We start from the raw sequence: 18,362 nt of genomic DNA on the forward strand, positions 1-18,362 counted from the left end.
GATGACCGTCTACATTTCCCCAAACCCCGGCAAGGCTATGGCCTACGGCATTTCCCAGCGGGCGGCGCAGATCCTGCTGACCCATGGGGCACAGGTGCTGATGCACGATGGCCTGCAGGCCGAGTGCATGACCATGGGCGTGGAGTATCTGACCCAGAAGGAATGTCTGGAGCGGACGGATGTCATCCTAACCATCGGAGGAGATGGCACTATCCTGCACGAGGCGAATCTCTCACTGGTATACCGAAAGCCCATTCTTGGCATCAATCTGGGCCGGTGCGGCTTTCTGGCCACCTGTGAGGTCGATGAAATGGAATCCAAGCTCTCCGCCGTAGCCCGGGGTGAATATTTTCTGGATAACCGGATGCTGCTCTATGTCCGTGTGCTGGGAGATGACAGCTGGGAGGGCCATGCCCTGAATGATGTGGTTATGACCAAGGGCCGCCTGCAGCAGGCGGTGGATTTCAGCATTTATTGTGACGATATCCTGGTGGAGCATTACCGGGGCGATGGTGTCATTGTGGCAACGCCCACCGGCTCCACCGCTTATTCTCTGGCGGCAGGCGGGCCGATCCTTGATTCTCAGACCAAGGGCATCGTTGTCACACCCATCTGCCCCCACAGCCTTGCCAGCCCGGCTATGGTTTTTGCGCAGGAGCGCAAGATCAACCTCTGTGTGGGCCAGGTGGCAGATGAAGAAGTTTTTATCAGCTGTGATGGGGATGCGGGCTATTCCGTAAAAGCCGGAGCCACCGCGGAGGTGCGGCTGTCTGACCAGGTCGTACAGCTCATCACCTTCAGCAAAGCCGACCAGTTCCAGGCCATTGACCAGAAACTGCGCGGCAGACGATGACACAAACACAACGAAGGGAGAAGATCACATGGGACGCACCAGCCGAGGGGATAACAAGAGCAAGCAGAAGCGGCAGCAGGCCATCCTGCGTCTGATCCAGGAGAATCCCATCAGCCGGCAGGAGACTCTGTTGGAGTACCTGAGCAAGGAGGGTTTTGATGCCACACAGGCGACCATTTCCCGCGATATCCGGGAGATGAACCTTGTCAAAGCTGCCACCACCACCGGCTACCGCTATGTTTCCGGCCACAGCGAGGTACTGAACCCCAAGATGCAGGCCCGGTTTGAGACCATCTTCCATGAATCTGTCCTGGGGGTGGACTTTGCGGGACATGTGGTGCTTGTCAAGTGCTATTCCGGCATGGCCAATGCGGCCTGCGAGGTATTTGACGCACTCAAGTGGAAAAATGTGGTCGGCACCCTTTCTGGTGACGATACCTTTCTGATCGTGGCCCGCTCAGAGCGGGACGCAAAGACCATTTGCACCGAGCTTGGGCATTACATCGGGCAGAAATAAAGGCGGGAGAGAACGAACATGTTGAGCAGTCTGCAAATTGAAAATGTTGCAGTCATCCAGAAGGCCAACGTGCATTTTGAGAAGGGCCTGAATGTCCTTACCGGCGAGACCGGTGCGGGCAAATCTATCCTGATCGACTCCATCAATGCCATTCTGGGCAACCGCACCTCCAAGGATCTGGTGCGCACGGGGGCTGCAAAAGCAGTCATCCGGGCTGCATTTGATGATGTTCCGCCTGCAGTGCTGGACAGCCTGGAAAAGGCGGGGTATGAGCGCTCAGAAGCGCTGACCCTGAGCCGTGAGATCACTGCCGAGGGCAAGAGCACCTGCCGCATCAACGGAATGCCTGCCACAGCAGCCATTCTGCGGGAACTGTGCGGTGGGCTCATCAACATCAACGGTCAGCACGATTCCGTAGGCCTGTTGAACCCGGCCCGCCATGAGGGTATCCTGGATGCCTACGCCCAGAACGGGGCGGTGTATCAGGAGTATTATGCTGTTTACCGGGAGCTTATCAAGGTCAAAAAGGAGCTGGATGCCATCATCACCGATGAGGGTGAAAAACAGCGAAAGATCGATCTGCTGAGTTATCAGGTACAGGAGATCGAGGATGCCAGCCTGACCGCAGGCGAAGAGGAGACGCTGGCGGCCCGTCGTAAGGTGCTGGCGAATGCCTCCACCATCCGGGAGCGCATCTCCCAGAGCTATGCGCTGCTCTCGGGCGGAGATGATGCCCCGGGTGCCGTTGATCTGCTGGGGGAAGCATCCAATGCGATCGATGGTGCCGCCCAACTGGACAGCGGCCTTTCTGCTGCTGCGGGACAGCTGCTGGATCTTTATTACACCGCAAAAGACCTTTCTGCTGACCTGATCGGGCGGCTGGAGGGCTACGAGACGAATGATGCAGAGCTGGATGAAATTGAACAGCGGATGGATCTGATCTACAAGCTCAAGCGGAAATACGGTGATACTGTGGAAGATATCATCGCCTTTGGACAGCAGGCAAGGGAAGAGCTGGACCGCATCCAGTTCTCTCAGGAGCGGACAGAGCATCTGCAGGCTGAAAAGCATCGGCTCTATGTACTGGCCCGGGATAAGGCCGAGGTACTGACCCAGACCCGCCTGAAAGCCTTTGAGGAGCTGAACAGGCGCATCTCCGGCACGCTGGATTTTTTGAACATGCCTGGTGTCCGCATGACCCTGCGCCATACCCGCGGCCCGCTGGCCAGCCATGGCCAGGACAGCGTGGAGTTTTATATTTCCACAAACCCCGGTGAGGATCCCAAACCGCTGGCAAAAATCGCTTCCGGTGGTGAGCTGAGCCGTATCACGCTGGCAATCAAAAATGCCATGGCCGATAAGGACGCAGTGCCTACGGTCATCTACGATGAGATCGACAGCGGCGTGTCCGGCAAGGCAGCCAGCCGCATCGGTGAGGTGCTCAAACAGAGTGCAAAGGATCACCAGATCCTCTGCATCACCCACACAGCGCAGATCGCTGCACTGGCCGACTGCCATCTGCTTATCCAGAAAAATATCACGAATGAACGCACCTATACCGAGATCCACCCGCTGGATACCGAGGGCAGAGTGGACGCGCTGGCGCATATCATTTCCGGTGACCATGTCACGGAGCTTTCCCGTGCCAATGCCAGAGAGATGCTGGGACTGGCCGAGCATGAAACCGGTGATTGACAACCCCGCTGAATTGTGCTAAACTGTTTCTTGTTGAAAGACGTTGAAGGGAACAAGTACTTTGTCAGTGTCTGCCCAGAGAGACCCCGGTTGGTGCAAGGGGTGTGCAGAACAGCAGGGGAAATACCTCCCGGAGTTGCAGGCTGAATGCTTTGGCTAGTAGGCTGTGCCGCGTGCGAGCGTTACAAACGCAGGAGTGTATCCCATCTCTGTGGGGCGCACTCGTGAGGCCGTTTCCGTGAGGGGGCGGCAAACAGAGGTGGTACCGCGATTTTCTCGCCCTCTGCCAAATTCATTTTTGGCAGGGGGCGTTTTCTTTTGTCCTCTGCCCGACAAAACAGGAGGATAATCCCATGACCCTTTACGAAGAACTGCAGGCACGCGGTCTGGTGGCCCAGATCACCGACAATGAGATCATTGACCTTATCAACAACGGCAAGGCCACCTTCTATATTGGCTTTGACTGCACCGCGGACAGCCTGACTGCGGGCCACTTTATGGCCCTGACCCTGATGAAGCGCCTGCAGATGGCCGGCAACAAGCCCATTGCCCTGATCGGCGGCGGTACCACCATGATCGGTGACCCCTCTGGCCGTACCGATATGCGCAAGATGCTGACCAAAGAGGATATTGCTCACAATGCAGCCTGCTTCAAGAAGCAGATGGAGAAGTTCATCGATTTCTCTGAGGGCAAGGCTCTGATGCTGAACAATGCCGACTGGCTGCTGAACCTGAATTATGTTGAGCTGCTGCGTGATGTGGGTGCCTGCTTCTCCGTCAACAACATGCTCCGCGCCAAGTGCTATGAGCAGCGCATGGAGAAGGGCCTGTCCTTCCTCGAGTTCAACTACATGATCATGCAGAGCTACGACTTCTACTACATGTTCCAGCACTACGGCTGCAATATGCAGTTCGGCGGCGATGACCAGTGGAGCAACATGCTGGGCGGAACTGAGCTGATCCGCCGCAAGCTGGGCAAGGATGCCTACGCGATGACCATTACTCTGCTGACTGATTCTCAGGGTAAGAAGATGGGCAAGACTGCAGGCAATGCGGTCTGGCTCGACCCCAACAAGACCAGTCCCTTTGAGTTCTACCAGTACTGGCGCAATGTCGGCGATGCTGATGTGATGAAGTGCATCCGGATGCTGACCTTCCTCCCGCTGGAGCAGATCGATGAGATGAGCACCTGGAAGGACCAGCGTCTGAACGAGGCCAAGGAGATCCTGGCTTACGAGCTGACCAAGATGGTCCACGGCGAGGAAGAGGCTGAGAAAGCCCAGAACGCTGCCCGCGCCCTGTTCAGCGGAGCTGCTGACACTGAGCACATGCCCTCCACTCAGCTGACCGAAGCGGATCTGACCGACGGCTCCATCGGCATTCTGACCCTCATGGTCAAGGCCGGTCTGGCCGCTTCCAACGGCGAGGCCCGCCGCCTGGTTGTGCAGGGCGGTGTCTTGGTGGATGGTGAAAAGGTGGGCGCTCCCACTGTCAGCTTTACCGCTGATCAGCTGAAGAACGGTATCGTCATCAAGAAGGGCAAGAAGATCTATCACAAAGTGACCCTGTAATCTTTTAGAACCAACGTATGATAAAAGCCCGACGACATCCAAAAATCGGATGCCGCCGGGCTTTTTACGTTTGTGTAATGTTTATAGAGAAGGGCACTTACAGCTCAAAGGCCTTCTTCAGCACATCGTAAGCGGAGTCCTCGTTCTCACTGCGCACCAGCAGAGAAATATCCAGATCGCTGGTGGTAATGAGCAGAACCTCGATGTCAGCCATGGCCAGTGCGTTCAGGGCCCGGGCAGCTACACCGCAGCTGGTGACCATGTCCTCACCGAAGAGGTTCAGCTTGGAGTAACCAACGCTGATCAGCGGGGAAGCCTTGGCATCCTTGTCGAGATTGGCGGCAGAGATGGCCTTCATCACCAGCGTCAGATCGCTGGCAGATGCGGTAAAGCTGAAATCGATGTTGGTACCGTGAGGGGCGCTCTGACTGATCATATCCACCACAACGCCGGTATCGGCAAAGATCTGCAGGTAGCGGGCCAGGCTGTTGCCCTTGAACTCCACATCCTGCACACTGATCATCATCAGGCTGGGCTCAATGTTGATTTTGGAAACACCATACATAATGAACACTCCAATCTGCCCGATAGGGCTGCAAAGTCAGGCGAACGTCAAAAACGCGCTGTTGATGTTGTTTTGTAATACATTCTGGATGTACTCTATCCCAAAACTGGGGTAGGCGGCCCGGACACCGTGGGCCTGCGCCAGTTCCGGTGTGTAATCCCGGAAGAGATAGGTGCGGACGTTGGATTTGCCGGCATCATAATGGGTCACGGTGGGATGTAATTGCGGGGAAGCGACAGTACAGTGGACACTGCCGTCCGGGTCCGTGGTCTTGTCCAGCTCCAGTGTCAGGATGGCACCGATGAGTTGATCCGGCTTACTCTGGGTGCTGAGGAAATTTCCCAGGGAATAGGCCACAAAGGTCTGCCGGCCCTCCACAGAGGTCTTCCACTCGGCATCCTGCACCACATGAGGGTGCGTACCCAGGATAACATCCGCACCCCAGTCGGAAAGCTGCTGGGCGAGGTCCCGCTGGGTCTGGGTGATCTTGTGGCTGTCCTCCACGCCCCAGTGAACTCCCACCACCACGAAATCGGCCAGCTCACGCGCCCTGCGCACCTGTTGTTCCATCACATCCTGCTGGCTGGTGTAGATGACATTGGCCGTCATGGCACTGCTCTGCGGGATGCCATTGGTGTGGTCGGTGTAGGAGAGGTAGGCAATCGTCACACCGTTTACCGTCTGCAGGGGGATGGTGCCATAATCACTCTCTCCGTACCACAGGCCGGTCGTGACCACATCTTCCGGCATCTCGTCCCAGAACCGCAGCGTTGCTGCAATACCTTTGGCACCTTTATCGTAGGTGTGGTTGTTGGAAAGACTGAACACCCGGATGCCTGCCCGGTAAAGAGCCTCTGCGCATTCACCGGGGGTAGAAAAGCAGGGATAGGTGGAAGGCTCCAGTTCCTTGCTGCAGAGCGTTTCCTGGTTGATCCAGTTTACATCCTCCGCGGCATAAAAATCCAGCAGGTGCTCGTAGCAGTAGTCAAAATTATATCGCTGGCCTTCCGCTGCCCGGCGGGCTGCCTGTTTGTAGATGGGAGCATGGATCAGATTGTCCCCGGTGGCCGAAAAACGCAGTGTGGTTGTAACAGGCTGCGGTTCCGGTTCGGGCGGGGGAACGCTTTCAGCGGTCGAAGGCTCGTCCTCAAAAGGGCCAAGCACGATGCCGGGAGTCTGGAAGCGCCAGAAGCCAAAGCAGGCCAATGCCGCACCAGCCACCAGCAGCACTCCCATCATCCTCAGAAAAACGGGTTTTCGTTTTCGCCGGTTCTGCAGTTCGTGCCGCGAATGTCGTTTCGTGGATGACGCGTGTCTTGCCTGTTCCATTCCGTCAGCCCTCCTGCCGCTCAAAATGGTGGAAGACGCAGAGACCTTACAGCTCTGCGATCATGTTACCCATATTGTACAGGCCCGGCTCCTTTTTTGCAAGATAGACAGCAGCATTTATTGCGCCATTTGCAAAAACACTGCGGGAATATGCGGTATGCTTGAGGGTGATGACCTCGTCCGGACCGCAGAACAGCACCTCGTGGTCGCCCACGATGCTGCCTCCGCGCACGGAGCTGATGCCGATCTCCTTGGGGTCGCGCTTCTGGCGCACAGAGGAACGGTCGTAAACATAATGATATGCGCCGTTGTTCTCTTCGTTGATGGCATCGGCCAGCATCAAGGCAGTGCCGCTGGGGGCATCCAGCTTGTTGTGGTGGTGCTGCTCCACGATCTCCACATCATAGTCTGCACCCAGAATAGCCGATGCACGCTTGCACAGCTCCGACAGCAGGTTGATGCCGATGGACATGTTGGCGCTCTTGAACACGGGCACAATGCGGGACAGCTGCACCACCTTCAGCTGCAGCTCTTCGGAAAGGCCAGTGGTGCAGACCACGATGGGCATCTTGTGTGCTTCGCAATAGGTCAGTGCCTTTTCCACAGCAGCGGGAGCGCTGAAATCGATGATGACATCGCCCTTGCCGTCCAGCTTATCCAGACTGTCGTATACGGGGATGCCGTTCTGCTCACCGTCCTGCTGGTCGATCCCGGCGACCACGCGGCAGTCACTCCGGTTTGCAATCATCTCGCAGAGGGCGTGGCCCATCCGGCCGCCAATGCCCTGAATGATAATATCTGTCATTTTTGTTTCCTCGTTTTCTGTTGTAACGGCAAATGCCCGGGAGAAACCAATTCCACCGGGCATTGTGCGTTGTTTCGTTTATTCCTGAATCAGACCTTCGGCAGCCGCCAATGCCTGCTCGATCTTCTCCTTGTGGGCATCACTGGGCTCGACCAGCGGCAGACGGCAGGGACCGGCCTCCCAGCCCAGCACATTCATGGCGTACTTGACAGGGATGGGATTTACTTCGCAGAAGAGTGCATCCGCCAAGGGCAGGATCTCCAGCTGCAGCTTGCAGGCAGTTTTGGTGTCACCCTCAAACCATGCCTTGCAGCAGTTGTGCACCAGCTCAGGCTTGACATTGGAGACCACACTGATGACACCCTTGCCGCCCAGAGACAGCAGGGGAACCACCTGATCATCGTTGCCAGAGTAGATGTTCAGCTCGTCGCCGCACAGCTGAGCGATCTTGGCCACCTGAGAGATGTTGCCGGAGGCCTCCTTGATGCCGTTGATGAGCGGATTCCGGCTCAGCTCCAGCGCTGTCTCGGGGGTGATGTTCAGGCCGGTACGGGAAGGCACATTATACAGGATAACAGGGATGCCGCCCGCCTCGGCCATAGCGGTAAAGTGAGCCACCAGACCTGCCTGCGTGGTCTTGTTGTAATAGGGGGTCACCAGCAGCAGGGCATCGGCACCGCAGGCAGCGGACTTTGCTGCCAGTGCACAGCCGTGATCGGTATCATTGGAACCAGCACCCGCAATAACAGGCACCCGGTGGTTGACCGTCTCGACCGTAAACTTGATGGCGGCCAGCTGCTCCTCATCGGTCATGGTAGAGCATTCGCCGGTAGTGCCGCAGATCACAATAGCATCGGTGCCCCGTGCGATCTGATCTTCAATGATGCGGCCCAGCTCATCAAAGTTGATGCTGCCATCTTCGTACATGGGGGTGATGATCGCCACCGCCGCGCCGGTAAAGACAGGATTCTTCATAGTATAAAACTCCTTTGTACGCTCCGTCAGGAACGTGTTGTTCAGTCAAAATAGCCCTTTGCTGCCAGCAGCTCAGCCAGCAGCACGGCACCGCCTGCAGCGCCGCGCAGGGTGTTGTGGCTCATGCAGGCGAACTTGTAGTCAAACAGGGTGTCCTCGCGCAGGCGGCCGATGCAGACAGCCATGCCGTTCTCTGTATTGCGATCCAGCTTGGGCTGAGGACGATCGGGCTCAGTGAAGTAGTGCAGGAACTGCTTGGGTGCGCTGGGCAGGTTCAGCTCCTGTGCAGGGCCGCGGAAGTTAGCCCAGGCCTCGAGCATCTGCTCCTGGGTGGGCTTTTTGTCAAAGCTTACAAACACGGCGGCAGTGTGACCGTCAGAAACGGGAACACGGAAGCACTGTGCGGTGATCGTGGGCTTCTCGGCGTTGACGATCTGATCGCCCTCGATGTGGCCCCACAGCTTCAGCGGCTCGCGCTCGCTCTTCTCTTCCTCACCGCCGATGTAGGGGATGACGTTATCTACGATCTCGGGCATCCGGTCAAAGGTCTTGCCTGCACCGGAAATGGCCTGATAGGTGCAGACCAGAGCCTTGTTGACACCAAACTCCTTCATCAGAGGATGCAGGGCAGGCACATAGCTTTGCAGGCTGCAGTTGGACTTGACCGCGATGAAGCCGCGTTTGGTACCCAGACGCTTGCGCTGGGCAGGGATGATCTCAATGTGGTCCGCGTTGATCTCAGGCACGACCATGGGAACATCCGGGGTAAAGCGGTTTGCGCTGTTGTTGGAGACCACAGGGCACTCGGCCTTTGCGTAAGCCTCTTCCAGTGCCTTGATCTCGGCCTTGGGCATATTGACTGCGCAGAAGATGAAATCGACCTGAGAAGCGACCTCTTCCACCTTGGCGGCATCCAGTACGACCATCTTCTTGACGCTCTCGGGCATCGGGGTAGTCATTGCCCAGCGGCTGCCAACGGCATCCTCATAGGTCTTGCCTGCGCTGCGGCCGGATGCGGCCAGCGTGGTCAGCTTGAACCAGGGATGATTCTCAAGCAGGGTCACAAAACGCTGCCCCACCATACCCGTTGCACCAACGATACCAACTTTATACTGTTTTTCCATTTCCAGCACCTTTCCTTTCAATAAAAGCAAATTTACATCGAACACGGCTTGCAAACCAGCCGACCTTGCAATATAATAGATACTGTTTATACAGATTTTATGATAACATTGATACGGCACTCGTGTCAATCATCGGAAAGGCAAATGCAAAGCATGTTAAAAAAAGATTTTTGGTACGATTTACCCAAAGAGCTCATTGCACAGGAGCCTGCGGATCCCAGAGACTCGGCCCGGCTCATGGTTCTGAGCCAGAAGGACGACAGCATCCAGCACCGGATCTTCCGCGATCTGCCGGAATATCTTGAGCCGGGTGACCTGCTGGTGGTCAACAACTCCAAGGTGCTGCCCGCCCGCATCGTGGGTGTCAAACAGCCCACCGGTGCTGTGTGTGAGCTGCTGCTTCTGCGGCAGGTCAAGGGAGATCAGTGGGAGTGCCTGGCAAAGCCCGGCAAGCGGATGCAGCCCGGCACCAAGGTTAGTTTTGGTGACGGCACCCTGACCGCTGTGGTGGACGAAACGCTGGAGGATGGCAACAAGTTTGTTACATTCTATTATGACACCGAGACCCTTTATGAAAAACTGGATGAATTTGGCAAGATGCCGCTGCCACCCTACATCACCAAGCAGTTGGAAGATCAGAGCCAGTATCAGACGGTCTATGCCAAGGAGCTGGGCAGCGCTGCTGCACCCACGGCAGGCCTGCACTTCACCCCGGAGCTGATGGATACCATCCGTTCCAAGGGTGTCGGCATTGCCGAGGTGACCCTGCATGTGGGTCTGGGAACCTTCCGCCCTGTGCAGGAGGACGAGATCACGGATCACAAGATGCACAGCGAGTGGTATTCCATCAGCGAGGAGACTGCTCAGCGCATCCGGGAAACCAAGGCCGCCGGGCACCGCGTGATCGCCGTTGGCACCACCAGCTGCCGCACGCTGGAAGCCGCCGCCGCAAAATATGGCGAGATCAAGGCCTGCAGCGGCAATACCTCTATTTTTCTCTACCCGGGTGTCAAGTTCAACTGCATCGATGGCCTGATCACCAACTTCCACCTGCCGGAAAGCACCCTCATCATGTTGGTCTCTGCCCTCTACGGCTACGAAAAGACCATGGCTGCCTATAAAGTTGCCGTAGAGGAAAAGTACCGCTTCTTTTCCTTCGGCGATGCGATGCTGATTCTGTGATCCCTCAGCACCCGCTCTCCCAAAAGCCCAAAACACTGCCGGATCCGTTTCGGCAGCTCGGTATCCACCACTTCTGAACCTGCCGCCTGCCCGGCGGCACAAGGCTGTACGGCTGTTTTCCGTACACAGAAAGGAAAAAACTTATGCCTTCTTTGACCACTTTCAAGCTGCTCAAGCAGGAACACAACGCCCGGCGGGGTGAGTTCAAGACCGTGCACGGCACGGTGCAGACCCCGGCTTTCCAGAATGTTGCCACCGCCGGTGCCATCAAGGGCGGCCTGTCCGCGCAGGATCTGCAGCAGATCGGCACCCAGGTGATGCTCTGCAACACCTACCACCTGCATCTGCGTCCTGGTGATCAGCTGGTAGCCGATATGGGCGGCCTGCACAAGTTTACCCGCTGGAACGGCCCCATCCTGACCGACAGCGGCGGATTCCAGGTGTTCAGCCTGTCCAAGCTGCGCAAGATCACGGAGGAAGGCGTGACCTTTGCCTCCCATCTGGACGGCCACCGCATCTTTATGGGCCCTGAGGAGAGTATGCAGATCCAGGCAAACCTGGGTTCCACCATTGCAATGGCCTTTGATGAGTGTGTGGAGAATCCTGCCCAGCACGCATACTCCAAAGCCAGCTGTGAGCGCACCACCCGCTGGCTCAAGCGCTGCAAGGCTGAGATGGCCCGCCTGAAGCAGGAGGGCAAGGCCACCAACCCCGACCAGCTGCTTTTCGGCATCAATCAGGGATGCACCTTTGCTGACCTGCGTGTAGAGCACATGAAGCAGATCGCGGAGCTGGAGCTGGACGGCTACGCCATCGGCGGTCTGGCCGTGGGTGAGCCTGCTGAGGTGATGTACGAGATGATCAGTGAGGTGGAGCCTTATATGCCCAAGGATAAGATCCGCTATCTGATGGGTGTCGGTACCCCTGGCAACATGATCGAGGCTGTTTCCCGCGGCGTGGACCTGTTTGACTGCGTCATGCCCAGCCGCAATGCCCGCCATGGCCACCTGAATACCTGGGGCGGCATCATCAACATCAAGAACGCAAAGTATGAGCGTGACGAGCGCCCCATTGACCCCACCTGTGGCTGCCCGGCCTGCCGGAACTACTCCCGTGCCTATATCCGCCACCTGTTCAAGGCAGAGGAACTGCTGGGCATGCGTCTGGCCGTTATGCACAACCTGTGGTTCTACAACCACCTGATGGAGCGCATCCGCGATGAACTGGATGCAGGCACCTTTGCCGCCTTCCATGACCGTTATGTCAAGCTGCTGGATACAAGAATTTGAGCTTTTTCATGCTTTTCCCTTGCAAGAGGGAGCAGAAGCGGTTATAATGAGTTTATCTGAATTTTGAGAGGAGACTTTGTCCCATGCAATTTCTGACTACTACCACTGAAAGCTATATCAGCCTGTTCTTCACCCTGGCACTGATGCTGGTCCTGCTCTACTTTATGATCTATCGTCCCCAGAAGAAGCAGGAGAAGAAGGATGCTGCCATGCGTGCAGCTCTGGAGATCGGTGATCAGGTCGTGACCATCGGCGGTATTGTTGGCCGTGTGGTCGCCATCAAGGAGGACACCTTTGTTCTGGAGACCGGTTCCGACCGTGTGAAGATCCGCTTCACCAAGAATGCGATCAGCTCTGTTGAGAAGCTGAACATGGACAATGCTCCTGCCAACGCAAAGAAGTAATCTCTAAAAGCAAGGTCTTTTTTACCCGCCCCTCTGCATACAGTAGTGCAGGGAGGCGGGTTTTTATGTTGGAACAGAAGAAGTTACCCATCCTGGAAGCACTGGCTGCATTCGGCATTGGTGGAATATTAACCGCCGCCTGCATGGCCGGGCTTGCCTACCTGATGGCTAACCAGAGCCTTGCGCAGAGCACTGCCTGGCCCATGGTCAGTGCCATTGTCTGTGCCGGGAGCTTTTGCAGCGGCTGGCTCATGGCTTTTTTCTATCACAGCAGAGGTCTTATCTGCGGTGCTATACAGGGCGGACTGTTTGTTCTGCTTCTGCTGGGGTTCGGTCTTTCGGAGGGCATTGAACCAACGGAAATGCAGCTGACCCGCTTTGCACTGGTATTCGTTTTTGGCTGTCTGGGCGGGGTGTTCAGCATCCTGCGTACAGAACGGCACCGGCATTGATCATTTACAGCAGAAAAATCAGGAGGACAGGGAAGTATGTGGGTCTATCAGGAAACACCGGAAGCCGCAGCGGGAAAGGCACTGCCCGAAGCGATCCTGCCGACAGCACAGGAAGAGCCGTTAAAACAGAAGAACCGTGGAGTTCTTCCTGAGACAGCGCAGGAAGAAAGACGATCCATCCCGGCGGCGTTCTCTGAGAGGTGCGGAAATACACCGGAGAGAGCCGCTGCACGCCGCAGCAAGCCGAGTGAGGGGATTGCCCTTCTGGCGGCGGCGTACCTTCTGGGGACCTTTCTGGCGGGTGTGGCGGCAGCGCGTTGCGTGGCAGGCGATGCCGAAACGCTTTCTTATTACCTGAACTGCTGGCAGAGCCTGTTTTCTGTGCAGGATGCCGCCGGGGCAGTGCGCCTGTTCCGAACGGAATTTCTCACTGTGGCAGGTGCACTGACGGCAGTGCTGTTCCTGGGGCTTTCCGCCCTGGGGCCGCTGCCCATCTTCCTTTTTGCGATGCTGTATGGGACAGGCTCCGGATTGCTTTCGTCCAGGCTGCTTGTGGATTTGAACCCACGGACAGCATTTGTGCTGCTCTGCGTCTGCGGTATCCCTGCATCCCTTGCGGCCGGAACACTGTGCACGTTCGGTGCATCCGCACTGCAGGTAAGCGGAAGGCTCTGTTCAGCCGCCTTCGGGCGTGGAGGACAGGCCCCCAGCACAGGCGCGCTTTTGGGTCAGTTTGCCCGGATGTTGTTTCTGCTTCTGCCGCTTTGCGGTGCGGCAGTGGGGATGCTGTATCTGGCAGGGCAGGCGAAACTTATATGAGCTGAAAAGAGAAATGTCTGGACAAAAAAACTCCCGAAAACCAGCCTCATAAGCTGATTCTCGGGAGTTTTTATTTTGGAGCTACTGGCCGGACTTGAACCGGCGGCCTGTTCATTACGAGTGAACTGCTCTACCAACTGAGCCACAGTAGCAAATGTTTTGCAACGATAGATAGTTTAGCATAAAAGAAAATAACTGTCAAGATTTCTTTTTGAAAAAACGCTTTCAGTGAAATCAAATTGCTTTTTCCAGAGAATATGGTACAATAAAGCCAATCGTCTTGAGGAAGGAGCTGAACACAGCGCAGAATGTACACAAATCATATCAACCCCGTTGCGCAGAAAAATCAGGATGCATTTTGCACTGCACTGTTTCAGCTTTTACTGAAAAAGCCGCTGGAAAAGATCTCCGTCACAGAGCTGTGTCACATGGCAGACCTTGACCGGACAACCTTTTACCGCAGTTTTGAATCCAAGGATGACGTGCTGGATTATTATCTCGACCGGCAGATGACCCTGCTTGCGGGGCAGCTGCCGGCGTACAGTACCCTGGAAAAAAACCTGACTGCACTGTTCCGCTGGACGTATGCGGAGCGAAAGAACCTTTGTGTCCTGATGGACTGTCATTTGACCAGTTTTTTCAGCGATGCGTTGAGCGAGAAGATCATTCTTGTTCTGATCTCCAATATCGAATTCGGGGACGCAAGACAATTTGTGCCATGGCCCGTTTCATTGCCGGGTGAAAACCGATACTTCCGCAACTCGTTCATCGGGGCATATATGGGATTTTTCAACAGCTGGCGCTATGGAAACTTTGCAGAACGACCAGAGGATCTGGCCAAATGTATGGCTTCGTTCTATCTTCACTGAGGAGGGTGAGACGGGATGGCGGACTTGCGGAAAGCGGAGTTGTTCCCAGCGGATGCATTTGGCTTGTTCTATCTACATCAACCAGCATTACGCGGGGTCAGGCGGCAGATCACTTCATTGTTATATTCATCCACCGGGTGGCCGTCTGCGATCTCTTTCTTGAGGCGTTCGTAAAGAGCTTTGTTCTCTTCCTCGGTCTCATCCGCAGGCAGATACAGGCGGTTCTCCTCCCAGGGGATATCAGCGGAATTGCGCAGGACAGGGGTCTCAGTCTTCGTCTTGGACATGGGTTTGAACTCCTTTGATTGGTCTGAAAACAACTCAAACCTGCCCATGGGGGACAGGCCTTTTCGATTTTTAAAAGTCTGCCACGGCCCTTAAGAATCAAAGGAGCCGATCTCCAAGACCTAATATATCAGTTTGTTCGATGTTTGTCGTGTGTAAATCCTGTGCCGTTTACATTGTAAATCCTGCTGCTCTGTTTTTTGCTGCCAAGAAATCGAAGTCAAAGATGGACATTTTGCACAGTTTTTCTCCCTTTTTCACCCCACAAGATTGGTTTGAGGCACCTTATTTTATGATATGCAACAAAACAACAAATTCTGTTGCACGATGTGCTAAAAAAACCGAAAAAGATTTGTGCGGCATTTTTTTAACAATTGTGATATATTAGTTATAGTAAGGCTTGTATCCTACACAAAAAAGGAGATTTTTATGAAGGATATTTATATTTCCGGCTTTGCCGACGAGATCAGCTCTTCTTTTGATGAGCAGCTCAAGACAGTCCGTGAGCTTGGAATGCAGTACATCAGCCTGCGCAGTGCAGATAAAAAGGGAATCGCTGACTTTACCGTTGAGGAAGTCAAGACCGATCTGCTGCCCCGCCTGCAGGCCGCTGGTGTTGGCGTTTCCAGCCTGGGCAGTCCCATTGGCAAGGTCAAGATCGATGATGAAGAGGGCTTTGAAAAGCAGTGTGCTCAGTTGGAAACGCTGTGCGAGATCGCTAAGGTCCTGAATTGCAAGTACATCCGCATGTTCAGCTTCTTTATGCCGGAAGGCAAGGATCCTGCCGACTATCGTGACGCTGTCATCGAGAAGCTGCGCAAGTTCATTGCCATTGCTGAGAAGCACGACGTGATCCTGATGCACGAAAACGAGAAGGATATCTATGGTGATGTTCTTTCCCGCTGTGTTGACCTGATGCAGACGCTGAACAGCGCACACTTCAAGTCCGCATTCGACTTTGCAAACTTTGTACAGTGCGGCGAGGATACCGCCAAGTGCTGGGATGCTCTCCGTCCGTACATTGTATATATCCACATTAAGGATGCCGTTTCTACCGACAAGGAGAATGTGCTCTGCGGTACCGGCGAGGGAAAGATTCCTGAGCTGCTGCACAAGGCCATTGTGGAAGAGGGCTATACCGGCTTCCTGACCCTGGAGCCGCATCTGGTGCTGTTTGACAGCCTGCAGAGCCTTGAGACCACGGATGCAAAGAACATCATCCGTGAGAACAAGTACAAAAACGGTGCTGAAGGTTACGCCGCACAGTATCACGCACTGTGCGATATTCTGGCAAAATTCTAACGTAACAGAAAAAAGGAGAAGATTCAAATGGAAAAGACTGAAGGAAAGATTCGTTATGGCCTGATCGGTATCGGTGCTCAGGGCGGCAGCTATGCTCGCTTCCTGACCAACGCTCCCGCTCCGTTCCCCGGCATGGTCTGCGCACCGTGCCCGGACAACTGCGCACTGGGCGCTCTGTGTGATATCGACCCCGAGAAGGAGAAGATGTGCAAGGAGCAGTACCCCGATGTGCCCTTCTTCAAGGATTGGAAGGATATGATCGCCAGCGGCACTGTTGATGCCATCATCACCACCGTTCCTCACTACCTGCACCACGAGATCTCCATCTACGCTATGGAGCATGGCATGAACGTTCTGTGCGAGAAGCCCGCCGGTGTCCGCAGCAAGGATGTTCAGAAGATGATCGCCTGCGCTAAGGCTCATCCCGAAGTTTCCTTCGGCATCATGTTCAACCAGCGTACCAACAAGCTGTACCAGAAGATCAAGGAGATCGTTGCCAGCGGTGAGCTGGGCGAGATCCGCCGCTCTCAGTGGATGATCAACTCCTGGTGGCGTCCGGACAGCTACTACCAGCAGAGCGCATGGCGTGCTACCTGGGGCGGCGAAGGCGGCGGTGTCCTGGTCAACCAGGCTCCCCATCAGCTCGACCTGTGGCAGTGGATCTGCGGTATCCCCGTGAAGGTCTTCTCCAAGAACATCAACGGCTGCCATCGTGACATTGGCGTTGAGAACGACGTGACCATGCTGGTCGAGTTCGCTAACGGCGCTACCGGCACCTTCACCACCTGCACCCACGATGCCATCGGCACCGATCGTCTGGAGATCGACCTGGACGGCGGCAAGATCGTTGTTGACAACAGCAAGACCGCTCATGTCTACCACTACATCGATAAGGAAGGCAACCCCTGCACTGAGGATTACCTGAACGAGCACATGAACATGATGGAAGTTGCCATGCTGACCAGCGGCAACGGTGCAGGCTCCAAGCTGTACACCGAAGAGACCTTTGAGAACAACGATGGCTGGGGCTTCCAGCACACCACCGTTATGCAGAACTTTGCTGCTCACATCCTGACCGGCAGCCCGCTGCTGGCTCCCGGCGAGGACGGCATCAACGGTGTCAACCTGGCAAACAGCAGCCAGCTGTCTGCATGGACCGGCCGCGAGGTCTCCAACCCCTGCGATCCCGAGGAGTATGCTGCTGAGCTGAACAAGCTGATCGAGGCTGAGGGCAAGTTCCCCGTCCGCGAGTAATCAGTATCCCTGAAAAAAGCAATGCCTGTTCCAGGCTTACAAGGAGTTGCGTTTCCATGAAAAGAGCTGCGATCATTGGCTGCGGCACCATCTTTCAGGTTCATCTGCCCATCATTGTGGCAAATCCTGAGATCGAACTGTGTGCCGTGTGCGATAACAATCCCGCTGTGCAGGAAAAGCTGCCTGCTGCAGCAAAGGCTGTGCCGTTCTATACGGACTATGAGGAGCTTCTGGAAAAGGAGCATCCCGATGTGGTACATCTCTGCCTGCCGCATTACCTGCATGTGCCCGTGTCGGAGTACTTTGCTTCCCACGGTGTGAATGTCTTCTGCGAGAAGCCGGTGGGTCTGAACACCGCACAGGCCAAGGAGTTCGTGGAATTTGAGGCTGCGCATCCTGAGGTCAAGATCGGCATCTGCCTGCAGAATCGTCTGAACCGCACCACCGTTGAACTGAAAAAGATCATCGATGGCGGCGAATATGGCAAGGTCATCGGCTGCCGCGGCTTTGTACCCTGGTTCCGCGGCAAGGCTTACTATGACGAACAGCCCTGGCGTGGCCAGCTGAAAACTGCTGGCGGCGGCTGCATGATCAACCAGAGTGTCCACACGCTGGATCTGCTGTATTACCTGTGCGGCGACATCGATGCCATCCATGGCTCGGTGAATCAGCTGGCAGATTACGGCATTGAGGTCGAGGATACCGTGGCCGCCCGCCTGCACTTTGCTAATGGTGCAAACGGTGTGTTCTTTGCCACCAACTGTGATTACACCAACGAGAGCGTCCAGATCAAGGTTGCCTGTGAAAAGGCTTCCTTCCTGATCGAGGATGATGCCCTGTTCCGGATCGACGCAGATGGTGTGCGCACCAAGCTGAGTGAGAACGAGAAGCTGCCCGGTGCCAAGTTCTATTTTGGTGCTTCTCATGGCATCCTGATCAACAAATTCTACCGCGCCATTGAGAACAATACAGACGATTACATCCATGTAAGAGATGCGGAAATGAGCATCCGGCTGATCGATGCCATCCATGCAAGCAGCAAGGCTGGCCATCCCGTTGCTCCGTGACCGCA

19 protein-coding genes, 1 tRNA gene and 1 other annotated feature are annotated in these 18,362 nt (G+C 55.5%); of the genes, 13 read left to right on the forward strand and 7 right to left on the reverse strand.

Translation table 11 applies throughout. From position 1 onward, the window contains the following. The first annotated feature begins 1 nt into the window (after position 1). The 4 genes from ACKXGA_RS02340 to tyrS all read left to right on the forward strand — a co-directional run bounded on the left by ACKXGA_RS02340 (position 2) and on the right by tyrS (position 4,636). On the forward strand, positions 2-853 hold the full coding sequence (locus ACKXGA_RS02340; protein WP_423730001.1) for an NAD(+)/NADH kinase: 852 nt from the start codon (positions 2-4) through the stop codon (positions 851-853). 28 nt (positions 854-881) lie between these two features. After that, positions 882-1,370 (forward strand): arginine repressor, encoded by a 489-nt coding sequence (locus tag ACKXGA_RS02345; RefSeq protein ID WP_097771116.1) that lies wholly within the window; start codon positions 882-884, stop codon positions 1,368-1,370. 18 nt (positions 1,371-1,388) lie between these two features. Then, complete coding sequence (recN, locus tag ACKXGA_RS02350; protein ID WP_117533150.1) at positions 1,389-3,065, forward strand: DNA repair protein RecN; 1,677 nt, start codon at positions 1,389-1,391, stop codon at positions 3,063-3,065. A 34-nt stretch (positions 3,066-3,099) separates the two neighbouring features. Further along, positions 3,100-3,352: a binding site (T-box leader), on the forward strand. Positions 3,353-3,418: 66 nt separating this feature from the next. Next, complete coding sequence (gene tyrS / locus ACKXGA_RS02355) at positions 3,419-4,636, forward strand: tyrosine--tRNA ligase (protein ID WP_097771967.1); 1,218 nt, start codon at positions 3,419-3,421, stop codon at positions 4,634-4,636. A 97-nt stretch (positions 4,637-4,733) separates the two neighbouring features. Here tyrS and ACKXGA_RS02360 read toward each other — a convergent pair whose 3' ends face one another. The 5 genes from ACKXGA_RS02360 to asd form a co-directional block, all read right to left on the reverse strand. Next, positions 4,734-5,201, reverse strand: a complete 468-nt coding sequence (locus ACKXGA_RS02360; protein ID WP_097771119.1) for an ACT domain-containing protein — start codon at positions 5,199-5,201, stop codon at positions 4,734-4,736. A gap of 36 nt (positions 5,202-5,237) precedes the next feature. Continuing rightward, positions 5,238-6,530 carry a CapA family protein gene (locus ACKXGA_RS02365; protein ID WP_423730002.1) on the reverse strand — a complete coding sequence of 431 codons (1,293 nt, stop codon included), beginning with the start codon at positions 6,528-6,530 and terminating at the stop codon, positions 5,238-5,240. Between the two features lie 46 nt (positions 6,531-6,576). Further along, on the reverse strand, positions 6,577-7,335 hold the full coding sequence (gene dapB, locus ACKXGA_RS02370; protein ID WP_098922361.1) for a 4-hydroxy-tetrahydrodipicolinate reductase: 759 nt from the start codon (positions 7,333-7,335) through the stop codon (positions 6,577-6,579). A 78-nt stretch (positions 7,336-7,413) separates the two neighbouring features. After that, the gene (dapA, locus tag ACKXGA_RS02375; protein ID WP_423730003.1) at positions 7,414-8,310 is read right to left on the reverse strand and encodes a 4-hydroxy-tetrahydrodipicolinate synthase; all 897 of its coding nucleotides are present in this window, start codon (positions 8,308-8,310) and stop codon (positions 7,414-7,416) included. A 41-nt stretch (positions 8,311-8,351) separates the two neighbouring features. Then, positions 8,352-9,434, reverse strand: a complete 1,083-nt coding sequence (asd, locus tag ACKXGA_RS02380) for an aspartate-semialdehyde dehydrogenase (RefSeq protein WP_035394444.1) — start codon at positions 9,432-9,434, stop codon at positions 8,352-8,354. 153 nt (positions 9,435-9,587) lie between these two features. Between asd and queA the strand changes: the two genes are divergently transcribed. From queA to ACKXGA_RS02405, 5 genes are all read left to right on the forward strand, one after another. Next, positions 9,588-10,616, forward strand: coding sequence for a tRNA preQ1(34) S-adenosylmethionine ribosyltransferase-isomerase QueA (gene queA, locus ACKXGA_RS02385; RefSeq protein ID WP_097771258.1), 1,029 nt, complete (start codon positions 9,588-9,590; stop codon positions 10,614-10,616). 143 nt (positions 10,617-10,759) lie between these two features. Then, positions 10,760-11,905, forward strand: coding sequence for a tRNA guanosine(34) transglycosylase Tgt (tgt, locus tag ACKXGA_RS02390; RefSeq protein ID WP_423730004.1), 1,146 nt, complete (start codon positions 10,760-10,762; stop codon positions 11,903-11,905). An 83-nt stretch (positions 11,906-11,988) separates the two neighbouring features. Further along, the gene (gene yajC, locus ACKXGA_RS02395; RefSeq protein ID WP_097771124.1) at positions 11,989-12,309 is read left to right on the forward strand and encodes a preprotein translocase subunit YajC; all 321 of its coding nucleotides are present in this window, start codon (positions 11,989-11,991) and stop codon (positions 12,307-12,309) included. 65 nt (positions 12,310-12,374) lie between these two features. Then, complete coding sequence (locus tag ACKXGA_RS02400; protein WP_156064676.1) at positions 12,375-12,761, forward strand: TIGR04086 family membrane protein; 387 nt, start codon at positions 12,375-12,377, stop codon at positions 12,759-12,761. Positions 12,762-12,797: 36 nt separating this feature from the next. Beyond that, positions 12,798-13,580, forward strand: a complete 783-nt coding sequence (locus ACKXGA_RS02405; RefSeq protein WP_423730005.1) for a hypothetical protein — start codon at positions 12,798-12,800, stop codon at positions 13,578-13,580. Positions 13,581-13,656: 76 nt separating this feature from the next. On the opposite strand, the gene ACKXGA_RS02410 is transcribed toward ACKXGA_RS02405, so the two are convergent. Next, positions 13,657-13,732, reverse strand: a tRNA-Thr gene (locus ACKXGA_RS02410). A 276-nt stretch (positions 13,733-14,008) separates the two neighbouring features. Here ACKXGA_RS02410 and ACKXGA_RS02415 point away from each other — a divergent pair. After that, on the forward strand, positions 14,009-14,449 hold the full coding sequence (locus ACKXGA_RS02415) for a hypothetical protein (RefSeq protein WP_423730006.1): 441 nt from the start codon (positions 14,009-14,011) through the stop codon (positions 14,447-14,449). A gap of 77 nt (positions 14,450-14,526) precedes the next feature. On the opposite strand, the gene ACKXGA_RS02420 is transcribed toward ACKXGA_RS02415, so the two are convergent. Then, positions 14,527-14,736 (reverse strand): hypothetical protein, encoded by a 210-nt coding sequence (locus tag ACKXGA_RS02420; RefSeq protein WP_423730007.1) that lies wholly within the window; start codon positions 14,734-14,736, stop codon positions 14,527-14,529. Between the two features lie 427 nt (positions 14,737-15,163). Between ACKXGA_RS02420 and ACKXGA_RS02425 the strand changes: the two genes are divergently transcribed. The 3 genes from ACKXGA_RS02425 to ACKXGA_RS02435 are packed head-to-tail and all read left to right on the forward strand — an operon-like array spanning position 15,164 to position 18,357. After that, positions 15,164-16,036 carry a sugar phosphate isomerase/epimerase family protein gene (locus ACKXGA_RS02425; protein ID WP_005934239.1) on the forward strand — a complete coding sequence of 291 codons (873 nt, stop codon included), beginning with the start codon at positions 15,164-15,166 and terminating at the stop codon, positions 16,034-16,036. Between the two features lie 27 nt (positions 16,037-16,063). After that, the gene (locus ACKXGA_RS02430; RefSeq protein ID WP_117476187.1) at positions 16,064-17,290 is read left to right on the forward strand and encodes a Gfo/Idh/MocA family protein; all 1,227 of its coding nucleotides are present in this window, start codon (positions 16,064-16,066) and stop codon (positions 17,288-17,290) included. Between the two features lie 56 nt (positions 17,291-17,346). Beyond that, positions 17,347-18,357 carry a Gfo/Idh/MocA family protein gene (locus tag ACKXGA_RS02435; protein ID WP_423730008.1) on the forward strand — a complete coding sequence of 337 codons (1,011 nt, stop codon included), beginning with the start codon at positions 17,347-17,349 and terminating at the stop codon, positions 18,355-18,357. Positions 18,358-18,362: the final 5 nt, after the last annotated feature.

This window comes from Faecalibacterium hominis (ex Afrizal et al. 2022), assembly GCF_049545105.1.
Taxonomy (GTDB): domain Bacteria; phylum Bacillota; class Clostridia; order Oscillospirales; family Ruminococcaceae; genus Faecalibacterium; species Faecalibacterium duncaniae.